12 protein-coding genes and 1 tRNA gene are annotated in these 12,904 nt (G+C 40.1%); 6 read left to right on the top strand and 7 right to left on the bottom strand.

All coding sequences use genetic code 11. From position 1 onward, the window contains the following. Positions 1-39: 39 nt before the first annotated feature. The 3 genes from rpsB (at position 40) to J7649_RS00865 (ending at position 2,450) form a co-directional block, all read left to right on the top strand. The gene (gene rpsB, locus J7649_RS00855) at positions 40-786 is read left to right on the top strand and encodes a 30S ribosomal protein S2 (RefSeq protein ID WP_004279050.1); all 747 of its coding nucleotides are present in this window, start codon (positions 40-42) and stop codon (positions 784-786) included. A gap of 142 nt (positions 787-928) precedes the next feature. After that, positions 929-1,804 carry a translation elongation factor Ts gene (gene tsf / locus J7649_RS00860; protein ID WP_219308934.1) on the top strand — a complete coding sequence of 292 codons (876 nt, stop codon included), beginning with the start codon at positions 929-931 and terminating at the stop codon, positions 1,802-1,804. A gap of 145 nt (positions 1,805-1,949) precedes the next feature. After that, positions 1,950-2,450, top strand: coding sequence for a DUF3465 domain-containing protein (locus J7649_RS00865; RefSeq protein WP_219308935.1), 501 nt, complete (start codon positions 1,950-1,952; stop codon positions 2,448-2,450). 33 nt (positions 2,451-2,483) lie between these two features. Here the strand turns inward: J7649_RS00865 and J7649_RS00870 are convergent, their stop codons facing one another. The 7 genes from J7649_RS00870 to J7649_RS00900 all read right to left on the bottom strand — a co-directional run bounded on the left by J7649_RS00870 (position 2,484) and on the right by J7649_RS00900 (position 8,585). Continuing rightward, positions 2,484-2,939, bottom strand: coding sequence for an Mpo1 family 2-hydroxy fatty acid dioxygenase (locus tag J7649_RS00870; protein ID WP_044112162.1), 456 nt, complete (start codon positions 2,937-2,939; stop codon positions 2,484-2,486). A 241-nt stretch (positions 2,940-3,180) separates the two neighbouring features. Continuing rightward, the gene (locus J7649_RS00875) at positions 3,181-3,795 is read right to left on the bottom strand and encodes a septal ring lytic transglycosylase RlpA family protein (protein WP_004279046.1); all 615 of its coding nucleotides are present in this window, start codon (positions 3,793-3,795) and stop codon (positions 3,181-3,183) included. Positions 3,796-4,083: 288 nt separating this feature from the next. After that, positions 4,084-5,085 carry a lytic murein transglycosylase B gene (gene mltB, locus J7649_RS00880; protein ID WP_005265760.1) on the bottom strand — a complete coding sequence of 334 codons (1,002 nt, stop codon included), beginning with the start codon at positions 5,083-5,085 and terminating at the stop codon, positions 4,084-4,086. Positions 5,086-5,391: 306 nt separating this feature from the next. Beyond that, positions 5,392-6,045, bottom strand: coding sequence for a hypothetical protein (locus J7649_RS00885; protein ID WP_114540900.1), 654 nt, complete (start codon positions 6,043-6,045; stop codon positions 5,392-5,394). A 19-nt stretch (positions 6,046-6,064) separates the two neighbouring features. Beyond that, on the bottom strand, positions 6,065-6,880 hold the full coding sequence (gene queF / locus J7649_RS00890; protein ID WP_219308937.1) for an NADPH-dependent 7-cyano-7-deazaguanine reductase QueF: 816 nt from the start codon (positions 6,878-6,880) through the stop codon (positions 6,065-6,067). After that, positions 6,880-7,653, bottom strand: a complete 774-nt coding sequence (locus tag J7649_RS00895; RefSeq protein WP_004279041.1) for an ABC transporter permease — start codon at positions 7,651-7,653, stop codon at positions 6,880-6,882. Before J7649_RS00895 ends, queF begins: the two co-directional genes overlap by 1 nt. Beyond that, positions 7,650-8,585 carry an ABC transporter ATP-binding protein gene (locus J7649_RS00900; protein WP_005106465.1) on the bottom strand — a complete coding sequence of 312 codons (936 nt, stop codon included), beginning with the start codon at positions 8,583-8,585 and terminating at the stop codon, positions 7,650-7,652. The genes J7649_RS00895 and J7649_RS00900 overlap by 4 nt, the downstream gene beginning before the upstream one ends. Positions 8,586-8,775: 190 nt before the next feature. Between J7649_RS00900 and J7649_RS00905 the strand changes: the two genes are divergently transcribed. The 3 genes from J7649_RS00905 (at position 8,776) to J7649_RS00915 (ending at position 12,865) form a co-directional block, all read left to right on the top strand. Next, a tRNA-Arg gene (locus J7649_RS00905) sits at positions 8,776-8,851 on the top strand. A gap of 163 nt (positions 8,852-9,014) precedes the next feature. Then, positions 9,015-10,247: a tyrosine-type recombinase/integrase gene (locus J7649_RS00910; RefSeq protein ID WP_139880800.1), complete on the top strand. Its 1,233-nt coding sequence runs from the start codon at positions 9,015-9,017 to the stop codon at positions 10,245-10,247. 389 nt (positions 10,248-10,636) lie between these two features. Then, positions 10,637-12,865 (top strand): hypothetical protein, encoded by a 2,229-nt coding sequence (locus J7649_RS00915; protein WP_219308939.1) that lies wholly within the window; start codon positions 10,637-10,639, stop codon positions 12,863-12,865. Positions 12,866-12,904: the final 39 nt, after the last annotated feature.

The following is a 12,904-nucleotide window of genomic DNA, read 5'->3' on the forward strand; positions in this document are numbered from 1 at the left end:
GGTATATGGAGGCCTAACCCAAACTTTAAGGTAAAGAAAATGGCAGATTACAACGTAAGCATGCGCGACCTTCTTCAAGCTGGCGCGCACTTTGGTCACCAAACTCGTTTCTGGAATCCAAAGATGCGTGATTACATCTTTGGTGCGCGTAACAAAATTCACATCATCAACCTTGAGCACACTGTTCCTGCGTTAAATGATGCTTTGAACTTTGCTAACAACTTGGCTAGCAAAAAGAACAAAGTTTTGTTCGTTGGTACTAAACGTGCAGCTTCTGCGATCATCCGTGAACAAGCTCAACGCGCTGGTCAACCATATGTAGATCACCGCTGGTTAGGTGGTATGTTGACGAACTGGAAAACACTTCGCCAATCTATCAACCGTTTAAAAGACCTTCAAACTCAATCTCAAGACGGTACTTTCGCTAAGCTGACTAAACGTGAAGCTCTAGAGCGTACTCGTGAGATGGAAAAACTTGAGCGTGGCTTAGGCGGCGTTAAAAACATGGGTGGTTTACCTGACGCATTATTCGTAATCGACGTTGATCACGAAGCGATTGCAATCAAAGAAGCGAAGAACCTTGGTATTCCTGTAATCGGTATCGTTGATACAAACTCTAACCCAGACAACGTAGACTACGTTATCCCGGGTAACGATGATGCGATCCGTGCAGTAACACTTTATGCTTCTGCTATGGCTGATGCGATTCTTGCTGGTAAAGAATATGCTCAATCACAAGCAAATGCACAAGCTAAAGCAGAAGAAGCTCCAGCTTCTGAGGCTTAATGCGTTTGACGCTAGCTTGTCATTTTTGCGACATGTGATGGTGGCAAAGTAAGCGTTATGTATGCAGGCGGCCCATGAGAACTCCTCTGGGCCGTTTCTGTTCTAAAAAGAATTCATTTTCTACCGAATTTAGGAGATAAACATGACTGCAGTTACAGCAAGCATGGTTAAAGAATTGCGCGATCGTACTGGTCTTGCAATGATGGAATGTAAAAAAGCATTAACAGAAGCGGGCGGCGACATCGAATTAGCGATCGACAACCTACGTAAATCTGGTCAAGCTAAAGCTGCTAAAAAAGCAGGTAACATTGCTGCTGACGGCGCAATCACAATTGCTCAAGACGGCAACAAAGCACTTCTTCTAGAAGTTAACTGTCAAACTGACTTCGTTGCAAAAGACGAAAACTTTGCTGGTTTCTCTGCGAAAGTTGCTGCTGCTGCACTTGCTGCAAACGTAACTGATCCTGCTCAAATCGCTGAATTGAAACTAGAAGATGGTGCAACTGTTGAAGAAGCGCGTATCGCTCTTGTTCAAAAGATCGGTGAAAACATCCAAGTACGTCGTGCGAAAATTGTTGAAGGCGAAAACCTTGCAGTTTACAAACACGGTCTTAAAATCGGTGTTGTTGTTTCTTACACTGGTGATGAAGCTACAGGTAAAGGCTTGGCAATGCACGTTGCTGCGTTCAACCCAGTTGCTGTAAATGCTGAAGGCGTTTCTGCTGAGCTTATCGCGAAAGAGAAAGAAATTGCTGAAGCGAAAGCACTTGAATCTGGCAAGCCAGCAAATATCGTTGAGAAGATGGTTGTAGGTTCTGTTGAGAAATACTTGAATGAAGTTGTGCTTGAGCGTCAAATGTACGTAATCGACAACGATAAGAAAGTTGCAGACGTTCTTAAAGCAACTGGTACTACAGTTGCAAACTTCGTTCGTTTCGAAGTTGGTGAAGGCATTGAGAAAAAAGCAGAAATGAGCTTCGCTGAAGAAGTTGCTGCTGCTCAAGCTGCTGCAAAATAATTCCTTAGGAATTAGAAAAAGCCCTATCTGATTGATGGGGCTTTTTTATGTTGATTTATTCTTCATCAGCAATTCAAGAATAGGATTTGGGTTTGGTGATAGAGCTCAGATCATGTATTCATCATTTAATAAAAAAGTTATAAAAATGCCAAATAAAACCAATCTGAGCATCGGTGCAGTCATTGCATTGTTGATTGCTGCTTATCTGGGCCTGGATCTACAGCAGTCCCAACTACTTGTTCCATCCGCATCTGATACCATAACTGAAACGCTTCATTCAGAGCCTAACTTAGTACCGTCTCAAAAGACTGATGATCTGGACCGAATTGCACGGGCGTTTCAACATCGCCAGAGTGATCTACAGGTCCGTTCAAGCGGGCAGGTGGTTGCTTTTTTACCAGATGATCATGAAGGATCGCGTCATCAAAAGTTCATCCTCGAGTTACTAAATGGCCAAACTGTACTGGTTGCACATAATATCGATCTAGCGCCGCGTATTCAGAATATTCAAAAACAGGATCAGGTCGAGTTTTATGGAGAATATGAATACAGTGACAAGGGCGGGGTGATTCACTGGACGCATCATGACCCTGCGCGAAAACATGTCGATGGCTGGTTAAAACATCAAGGAAGAACCTATCAATAAGGTTCTTCCAATTGGATAAATCGAATATAGCGTTTAAACGCTCATAATTGCGCTGCTATGGCGTGATTTCCAGTTCGGTAGGATTTTACCTAAATATGCATCCATGCACCAAATTGGGCCAATGAGGAGGAATTGGAGGTCTTTGAAGAATGAAGGCTTTTTACCTTCCACTTTGTGCCCATAAAATTGGCCAATCCAAGCCAAGACAAACAGAGCAATAAAGAAACCGGTACCGACTGGTAGAATCCAGATGAGCCAGGCCATTACTAAAGTTAATACAGCCATCGCTACTGCCAAAACAAGATCCAGGCGTGCATAGAAGATAAAAGCCAAAACCAGTAGCAGGGTAGTCAGCAAAGCGCTGAAATGTGCCAGAATGCCAATAATCGAAAAATAGATGGTTGGTACGCAGACCCAGTGAATCAGCTTGTTGGTTTTATTTTGATGGCTGTCACTATATTCATCAAACCATTTAGATATTGTTTTCATTCTTCGCTCCATTCCATGAACATGTTTTGCTTATCTGGAAATATAAAGCAGAATCCGGATATGGTCAAAAGTTAATCATGCAGGTGAAGGGATTTTATTAGGCAGGATGAGCCTACCAAAATTTTCTTGAAAGAACTTTAAGATAGGGCTGAGCAGGAGCGTTTATATTCTTCTAGAAAATGAGCACAATAAAAAAAGCCACATTGCTGTGGCTTTTGTTAAATGTGTTGCAGGTCAAATCTTAAGAATTTGGGCCAGCGACACGTTCAATACTGACTTTTGCAGTACCGGCACTGGTAATACCTAACTGTTTCGCAGCACCGTAAGATAAATCAACAACACGGTTACCATGGAAAGGACCGCGGTCATTTACTTTAACCACGACGCTCTTGCCGTTATTGCGGTTAGTTACACGAATATAGCAGTTCAATGGCAGGCTACGATGAGCAGCAGTCATTGCGTTCATATCAAAGGTTTCACCGCTTGCAGTTTTACGGCCGTGGAATTGACGACCATACCAAGACGCTGTACCTGTCTGACTGAATTTACGTACAGTATTAGAAGCCACTGTATTCAGTTTTTCAATCACTGAAGGCTCTTCTGCAGGAAGTTCAATTTTCGCTGCAATGGTTTCACGGCGAACTTTATCGCCAGAACGCTCAGTGATTGAAAGGCTGTTCAAATTTGTGAAATTTGAATTGAAGCTTTGAGCTTCTTTATTGAGTACTCGCGTTGCAAGACGCGAATTGTCATTTTCATTGGTGAATGAAGATGACGGAACCATATCTGCCTGTGATTGCGTCAGCGTGACGATCGTGGCAATGGCCATAAAAGACTTCAAAATTGAAGAATGCATCGAATCAACTCCTAACAGCATATCTATTGGTTGTTCATAAATGGCTGAAAAACCATATAAACATGCCTGATATTTAACTTATGCAACTACATTTAACGAAATGGATAATATTCATGCCGACAATACCCTGTCTAGTGTTTAATTAAAATAGTTAAAAAAAGAACGCAAAATAAACAATGATTGATTAAAAAATAATCAATATTGTAACATGATATTAAAATTGCTTAAAATACGTACAAATTAACCTATAAAAATGTTGACTTTCATAATTTATATTAATTTTCAGTGTTAACGGCTGGTAATTTCGGTACCTAATAGCCACAAAGCAGTAGCATACATACGGCTACGATTATAAGTGGTAATCACTTGAAAATTTGGATAAGTGATGTAGTAAATCGAGCCATAATTCTCTTGTAATTGAATTACATTGACCAGATCCAGATCGTCAATTTTTACGATTGGATTCATTGGGCTGATGCCTTGCGTTTTTAACACACCATAAGGTATAGGTTGAGTCAGATCTTTGGCAATCACGGCATCGGGATTTGAACCGGTATAACGTGCCGGAAAGGCAATGGGCTGATTACGCTGCCAGCCGTGCTGTGCCAGATAGTTGGCAATCGAACCAATCGCATCTACCGCTGAGTTACGCAGGTCAATATGACCATTGCCATCGTAGTCCACGCCGAATTTTGGAATGTTGCTCGGCATAAACTGCGGATAGCCAACAGCGCCGGCATACGAACCCACCACAGAAGAGGTGGCAACACCATCTCTATACGACCAGGCAATTAAAGCAGCCAGTTCATCCTGAAAATACTGGGCACGACGTTCATAGCCAAACCCTAAGGTTGCTAGGGCATCACGAGTGACAAAAGAGCCCTTGTTGCTACCAAAACCGGTTTCTACACCTAAAATGCCCAGAATGATCGCCTGTGGTACACCAAACTGCTGTTCAGCACGGTTAAGCGTTTCTGCATATTGCTGTTTAAAACGTACGCCGCGCTGAATGGTAGATTCAGCTAAGAAGTTAGTTTTATACGAATACCAAGGCTTACTTTCACCTGGGCGATTCATGATATTGATAATATTAGGCAAATTACGCGTCCCGCTCATGGCGGAATCTACTTGCTGGGCACTCAGTCCATAGCTCTGCATGGCGTTCTGCTTAAAAGCGGCATAAGAAGGGTGATATTGGAAATCGTTGGCCAGACTCAAACTGCTGAGACCAAATGCGGTAAGTGCGATTGAAAGCTGCTTAAACTTTTTATAAAAATCCGATTTCAACATCTTGCTACGATTTCCAGTTTTTTTGATGAGTTGCTGGCGATGTCATTTGAATCATGCCATGAAAAAGATTGATAAATTTTTTCAATCGTGGGGCTCTTAAAGTGCCAGATTAAAGATAACATTCGGATGAATAAGAGACCTAGCCGCTTATACAAAAATAGCGATGGATTGGCTATTTTTACGGCAGTCTGTCTTATAGAGCCGCTTATCTGTAACAAGCTATTTCACTGATCATAAAAAAGCCTGACCGAAGTCAGGCTAATTCCTCAAGATTTGTAGAAAATCTTGAAACCATGCTATCCAAAACTATTCTGTATAGAACAAAGTGTCGTGATATTCGGCCATGGCGCGCAGCTCATCTTTATTCAAATTCAGAATAATTTTATCTGCTGCCATATTGATGGCCTTGATCACTGCAGATGCGCCAATATCTGCTGCCTTGCGTTTGATCATGCCAAGATCTAGGGTTTTATTAAAGTCGACCATAAAATGTCGTACTGTCGCTTCACCAAATTGCTTGTACAGGTTACTGAACGCTTGTTTATCGATACTCTGACCGGCTTTAAGCTCCGCATAATGATGTTTTAAATTTGTCACCAGATTGGCATCCAGTGACTCACCAATGCGGAAATTTCCTTCAGGATCTTTAAACAGACTGCGCTCAGAGAATGCAATCGACTCTCTGACCACATCGTTCGGCGCTTTACTCAATAACTGCTTCAGCAAAACCGCAACAGTCGACTTGATATAGCCAGCCAGTTTTTCCGCAGTATCGCGTTTATCACTGGCAGGGAAGCGACGCACCAGCTCGGTGAGAATCGCATCAATAATTTCATCATTAATCATCAATGCGGTTTTATCACGTAATGGGTAAAGCGGCTCACTTGAATTTTTGTTTTTTTGTGCAGTCTGAATTGTATTTAAAAGCTCTGCAGAAGGAATAAACCCAAAAAATGGCATTGTTCAACCTCAATGTTTTTTATTGTCGCGCTAAACGAATAGGGCGAGGCATCCATGTTAAATCCGATACACGGCAAGGGTTGATATCCAATCCACCACGGCGTGTATAGGTTGCGTAGACCATCAGCTTTTCCGGTTTCAGTTGCTGCCAGATATCGGCAAACATCTGCTCCACACATTGTTCGTGGAACCCATTATGCTGACGGTAGGAAATAATATAAGCTAAAATACTCTTATAACAAGGTTTTTTACCTTGATAACGTATAAAAACTGTTCCCCAGTCCGGCTGGCCAGTGACTGGGCAGTTACTTCTAAGTAAATGTGAATACAGCTGGATTTCACCTTCTGCTGCATCATCCGAATCCAAAGCCAATAAACTGGCATCTGGATGATTTTCTAGGCGCTCAGGTGTCAGCTCATCAATACAGATGCCTTCAGGCTTGCTGATCTCTAACTCATCAACCTGAAACAGTTGCAGTTTAACTTTAGCTTCAGCCGCAGTAGATAAATCTTTTTCTGCGGTCGCGATAAAGGCCTCTTTAGATGCAAACTTGGCAAAATTCAGGCTATTGAAATACAGCTTCAAAGATTTAGATTCGATCAGATTCGGCGAAGACGCTGGCAAGCTAATGCGGCCGATAGACACTTGCGGCACACCGGCTGAATTTAACCAGGAAATTTCAAAAACATGCCACCAGTCTGCACCTTGCTGAATCGCTTCGACATGTGCGTATTGTTCACGGGCAGGCGCGCGCGAAATCGGAAACAGAACATCAGGCTGATATTCTGTCGGATAATTGGTGTCTTTACCAAGGAGAGATTGTTCTACACTCATTATTCACGCATTCCTGAACCACGGGAGAGTAAATGATAGGCCACTGCATACAGCACGGCACAACATAAGGTAATTACTGTCAGTGAAATGGCGACATTGACATCGCTATGTCCTAAAATGCCATAGCGGAAAGCATTGACCATATACACGACAGGATTAATTAAAGATAGATTTTGCCAGAACGGACTTAAGCTCGAAATAGCATAAAACACACCACCTAAATAGGTCAGTGGCGTTAACACAAAAGTCGGGATAATCGAGATATCATCGAAAGATTTGGCATAGACGGCATTGATAAAACCACCCAAGGAAAACAGCAGGGAAGTAATCAAGACTGTATATATAGTCACAAACCAGTTGGTGATGTATAAATCGGCAAAAAATAAGCTCACTGCACTGACAATGATTGCCACCAGTATCCCACGAATCACACCGCCCAATACATGACCCCATAAAATGGCATGCATCGGTACCGGACTCATGATCAGTTCTTCAATACTTTTCTGGAATTTTGAGCTGAAGAAACTAGACGAGACGTTGGCATAGCTGTTGGTGATCACGGCCATCATAATCAGACCGGGCACAATGAACTCCATATAACTATAGCCGCCCATTTCTCCAATGCGTGAACCGACCAGATTACCGAAGATCACAAAGTACAGGCTCATGGTGATTGCAGGTGGCAACAGGGTCTGTGGCCAGATGCGCATAAAGCGACGCACTTCTTTATAGATAATGGTATATAAAGCTACGCTGAGTTGATTAATGTTCATTGCGCAGCTCCATCCAGATTTTTCTCGACCATTTTCACAAAAAGTTCTTCCAGACGATTGGATTTATTGCGCATACTGCGTACCTGAATATTCTGTGATTCCAGCAACTGGAACAGATCATTCATGGTATGTGCCTTATCCATGGTAATTTCTAAGGTCATCGGATCGATCAGGTTAAATCGCACGCCGATGATATCCAGATGCAAAGGTTCAATCGGTTCGGCCAGATCAAAAATAAACGATTCTTCATTGAGCTGACTCAGGAAGCTTTTCATGGTGGTGTCTTCTTTAATCACACCGCGATCGATAATCGCAATACGGCGACACAGCATTTCTGCTTCTTCTAGATAATGTGTGGTCAGAATGATGGAAGTGCCTTTTTCATTCATCTCGTTCAAAAATTCCCACATCGAACGACGCAACTCGATATCAACACCAGCCGTCGGTTCATCCAGAATCAGCAGTTTCGGTTCATGCATCATGGCACGCGCGATCATCAGGCGACGTTTCATTCCGCCGGATAACATGCGGGCCTGAGTAGAGCGCTTTTCCCATAAACCCAGTTTGGTCAGATAAAGCTCCGCCCGTTCCTGTGCAATTTTTTTAGGAATGCCATAATAGCCTGCCTGAGTTACCAAAATATCAAAGGTTTTCTCAAACTGGGCAAAGTTGAATTCCTGAGGCACCACACCTAGGCACTGTTTGGCCTGAGAAGGGTGGGTATCCAGATTATGACCAAAAATTTCGACTGTACCGGAGGTTTTTTTTGTTAATGAGCTGATAATACCGATGGTAGTAGATTTTCCTGCGCCATTAGGCCCCAATAGCGCATAAAATTCACCTTCTGGTACATTTAAGTTAATCCCTTTCAATGCCTGAAAGCCATTGCGATAGGTCTTTGACACATCCCTTAAGATCAGTGCATCAGTCATGAATATCTCAAATGGTGAAAAGTTGAGATATTGTGAGTGATCTCGCAAAATAAGCCAAGTGATTCACATGCAATTCTGTGTTGCTGTTTTGGAACATTGTATAAAGCTTAAGCATAAAAATGATGAAGTTAGAGATAGTTGCTTTACCTTATGCTTTTTTTTGTTATGATGTGCGCGATCCAAAAAAGATGCGCTCATAGCTCAACTGGATAGAGTACAGGTCTCCGAAGCCTGTGGCGTGGGTTCGAGTCCCGCTGAGCGCACCATTTCTTTGTTTTACCTCATCCGATCAAATACGAAAATCATTAAAAATAAACAACTTATGTATTTCTGTTATCCGATACTGTCCGAGCATGTTTTAGGTTATTTAAGTTTTTTGCGGTAATTTTTGCGGTAATTTCAAAATTATTGCAAAGGCTTACCGTAAAAATGCCAAAAATAATTGTGAATCTGACAGATACACAGATTCGTTCAGCAGTAAATTCGCATAAAAAGTTATCAACCAAGGTTCAAATTAAACTAGCCGATGGTAAAGGACTATTTTTTATCATTGATAAAAATGGTAACACCTATTGGAGGTGGGACTATGCTCGCCCAATTACTAAAAAACGTAATAGCATTTCTTTTGGGACATACCCAGAGGTATCGTTGCTAAATGCAAGAGCAAAAAGAACTGAATGTCGAGAATTACTCGCCCAAAATATAGATCCAGCGGTTGTGAAGAAAAATGAAGAAGAAGCTAAATCAGGCAAAAATACTTTCGCTTTAATCGCGGATGAATATAGAAAGACAGAGGAGTTAGAACTTAGTACTCAACGAAGGAATCAATTTGTTTGGGGTAAGTTGTATGCTGCAATTGGGGATTATCCAATAGACAGTATTACACCATCGCAAATTTTAGAAGTTTGTCGTATTTACGAAAGGCAGGGTAAGACAGATTCAGCAAAGCGCATGAGAAGCAAAGCATCCCAAGTCTTTCGTTATGCGATTGCTTTAGGGTTATGTCAATTTAATGTGGCAGACCAAATTAGTGGGATCTTAAAAGTTGGTAAAACCAAGCATAGATCTGCGATCACAGATGAGCAGAAGCTAGGACAGTTATTGAGTAATATTAATAATAGTGTTGGCCGTGGTGACATTGCGATAGATTATGCTGTAAAAATTTTACCGCATGTTTTTGTACGCCCAGGAGAATTGAGAGGAGCCAAGTGGGCAGACATTGATTTTGAAAATCGGGTTTGGAAATACACTCCTCCTAAAACGAAGAATCAGACCGCATTACAGCATATTGTTCCTCTGTCAGATCAGGTTATCACCTTGTTTAAAGAATTACACCAAATAACAGGTTATACGGAGTATTGCTTTGTATCGATGCGGGATCAGTCCAAAACTATTAGCGAATCGACGATTAACAAACGATTGAAACAATATGGTTTTGAAAATGGTGAGACGACAGGTCATGGCTTTAGAGCGACTGCGAGAACACTCTTGGATGAGGTTCTAAAATTTCCAATTGAGCGGATTGAACAGCAATTGGCTCATCAGGTTCGTGATATGCATGGAAGAGCATACAACCGTACAAAATATTTAGAAGAACGTACGGTGATGATGCAATCATGGTCTGACTATTTAGATCGGTTGATGCATAAGACTATGGATTGATTAGTAAGCTTGCACCTGTGCGACAAAAACAACATTCATGCTGCTTATAACCGAGCACAGTATTGGGATGAACAAGTAATGATTATGGAGTGGTATGGGGGGAAGGTGCAGGAATGGATGAAGTAAGTCACTCAGTATATGTAAAAAAACCACGCCTGATGGCGTGGTTTTTTATACCTAACATTTCTGTATTGCTTAATTATTAGTATATTAATAAATATATTTATTGCTTACTTGCTATGTGTGAAAAATGATTTAATTTACTTAAAATATATGTGATAAACCTGTTTTAAAGTATTTTTATAATTTATATTATCAACAACTTAGATTGTTGAAATAGTTATATTTATAGTATGAAGCTTTCAAATTACAATAAATTATTAGGTTACATGTATTCTAAATCTATGAAGGATACGTTCTTCTCTCAAGAACCCAAGGCAGGTTGTGCATATAAAGAAACAATCAATTTATTGGTAAATATTTTGCAGTGGTGTGAACAGATCGAAACAGAGTTTCGGCACTTACATTGCGGTGAGCAAACGAATCAAGTAGGCCGATATAGAAGTCAGCAGCTTCTGTTGGGTATAGGAAAAGCGCTAGATCAACTTTATGTAATGCCTAACTTTGATCAGCTACAAATGGGTCTAAAAAATAAAAGGCTAACTGAATTTGGTCGAATCTTTGATAGTTTTGTCCATAGGACTGCTAAATCAACAAATCTAAAACAGCAGCAACATTTCCTGAGGCAAGAACAATTCATACAATTTTATGCAGGGAGTTGGCAGAATGATTTCTTGAAAATATGGTATGAACATTACATTGATAATTTAAGACGATATGGCATACCAGCTGAAAAATTCTCAGAGACGAAAAGTTTAATACTAAGTGATTTAGACGAGCTGTTTAAGATAGGAAAAAAATTACATGTTTTAAGTACTGTAATTCGAATTGATAGTAATAATGTAAATGATGAAATTGCAAAACTTCATAGCAAGAGATATGAGCTTTTAGGGCAGATCTCAGTTGAGGGGTTATTACGTAATTATTATATTTGCTTGAATGGTCACAATAATGGCTTAGACTACTTCTGTATATGGGTATTTGAAACAACATCTGATTACACGGAACATAGAACAATAAGTGAGATCAAAACACAGTGCCATGAGCTTCTAAAATCATATGACTTGAATATTGATGTCAGTATTATGAATTGGAATGATAACTTTAATTCAAGTAGTGAAGTCTTCAATAAGCAATTTAATCTATGCCTTTACGATGAAAAGAATAAAGCTATATTCATTGAGAATTGTTTAGATTTTCTTGTGAGATTGGATCAGGACTTTATGTTCAAGTCTACAAGTGATGACATTATTGGGCGGGAAAATCACGAAATTAATTTTAATGAAAACGTGCATATCATTATACAAAAGTTCAAAAAGCACCCTAATCCACATCGTGTATTAGGTGATTTAACTCAATATGCTTTATTCGACTTGTGTTGGGTACAAAATCATTTAGATGCTTATAGCAAAGACTATTTGAAGAATATTATTTTGCAATATCAAGAAAATTTGTCATCTTACGCAACATTTAAGTTAACGGAAGCAGAACTTAAGCTTCTAGAAAAAATTGAAATTTTTATGCTATCGGTCAAATATTCGCGATCCTTGCAGCCTAATGAAATGCGAGCGCAGCAAATAGTTGAAAGAACTCTGTTTCAATTTGTAGATTTGCTCATGCAACATGATTCTATTATTACGCTGGGAACTCGAATTGGGGGCGTTTATCGATCAAGGCTATTGCATTATTTTTTCGGGCAGTTCAGAAAATATGACTATCAGGATTTTTTGTCATTTCCTTTTGATCATACACGAGCTAATTTTTATAAATCTAAGATTGAAGACTTTAAGTACTATGGGGGACTATTTAAATCAATATATAGTCCTACAGCTATTACGTTAGGGCAAAATAAGCACATAAATATTCCAAGGCATGAGCAACGAGTCGAGAAAATCCAAAATTATTTGAGAGGGGCTTTTAAGCGCGATTGCGTTTTAATTAGATGCTCACTTAGCTGTGAGATGAAGAACGGCTTTATGAAACAAAAAGGGCTAAGTTCTGCTTTATATCAGATGTTGCATGCGGGAAAACGGAGAGCACCATTATCTAAGCTTAGGGCATATGTAGGGGCATGGGTTGAAAATGATACAAGCCAAATGTCAGATAAAAGACGATTCTTTGCCGATATTGTTTTTGTATTTGATCGTGAAGTACTGAATAATTATTCTAATTTAGCGGATGTCGTTAGTGAAAGATGGCAGGAAACGCTCAAGAAGGCTAGTGAGGCATTTCAACCGCCATTAGATTTAAAGGCTTCGTGCCGAGTTAAAAAAATATTTAATTCTGTAGAAGGGTTGGCATATCAAGAGTTGCTAGTAGAATCAATTGATAAACCACTAAAAAATAGTATTATCAATAACTTGGCCCCTTACATAGTATATAAGGATCTGTTAGATAATACATTTTATTCAGATACTCCTAAATGGCTTATCAGAGGTACGTTACCTCGTAAAAAAAAGCGAAAGCCTAGCACTAAATCAAATAAAGCTGATGCTTGATATTCACCGCATAACTTTTTCAAAAGTAAGCTCTATCGA

It is taken from the genome of Acinetobacter lwoffii (assembly GCF_019343495.1).
In the GTDB taxonomy this organism is placed as follows: Bacteria; Pseudomonadota; Gammaproteobacteria; order Pseudomonadales; family Moraxellaceae; genus Acinetobacter; species Acinetobacter lwoffii_P.

Excerpts from the sequence above, each read along its gene's own strand:
- J7649_RS00875 (WP_004279046.1), bottom strand. The coding sequence starts at position 3,795 with ATGCATTCTTCAATTTTGAAGTCTTTTATGGCCATTGCCACGATCGTC.
- J7649_RS00870 (WP_044112162.1), bottom strand. The coding sequence starts at position 2,939 with ATGAAAACAATATCTAAATGGTTTGATGAATATAGTGACAGCCATCAA.
- tsf (WP_219308934.1), top strand. The coding sequence starts at position 929 with ATGACTGCAGTTACAGCAAGCATGGTTAAAGAATTGCGCGATCGTACT.
- J7649_RS00910 (WP_139880800.1), top strand. The coding sequence starts at position 9,015 with ATGCCAAAAATAATTGTGAATCTGACAGATACACAGATTCGTTCAGCA.
- J7649_RS00895 (WP_004279041.1), bottom strand. The coding sequence starts at position 7,653 with ATGAACATTAATCAACTCAGCGTAGCTTTATATACCATTATCTATAAA.
- rpsB (WP_004279050.1), top strand. The coding sequence starts at position 40 with ATGGCAGATTACAACGTAAGCATGCGCGACCTTCTTCAAGCTGGCGCG.
- J7649_RS00915 (WP_219308939.1), top strand. The coding sequence starts at position 10,637 with ATGTATTCTAAATCTATGAAGGATACGTTCTTCTCTCAAGAACCCAAG.
- queF (WP_219308937.1), bottom strand. The coding sequence starts at position 6,880 with ATGAGTGTAGAACAATCTCTCCTTGGTAAAGACACCAATTATCCGACA.
- J7649_RS00885 (WP_114540900.1), bottom strand. The coding sequence starts at position 6,045 with ATGCCATTTTTTGGGTTTATTCCTTCTGCAGAGCTTTTAAATACAATT.
- J7649_RS00865 (WP_219308935.1), top strand. The coding sequence starts at position 1,950 with ATGCCAAATAAAACCAATCTGAGCATCGGTGCAGTCATTGCATTGTTG.
- J7649_RS00900 (WP_005106465.1), bottom strand. The coding sequence starts at position 8,585 with ATGACTGATGCACTGATCTTAAGGGATGTGTCAAAGACCTATCGCAAT.
- mltB (WP_005265760.1), bottom strand. The coding sequence starts at position 5,085 with ATGTTGAAATCGGATTTTTATAAAAAGTTTAAGCAGCTTTCAATCGCA.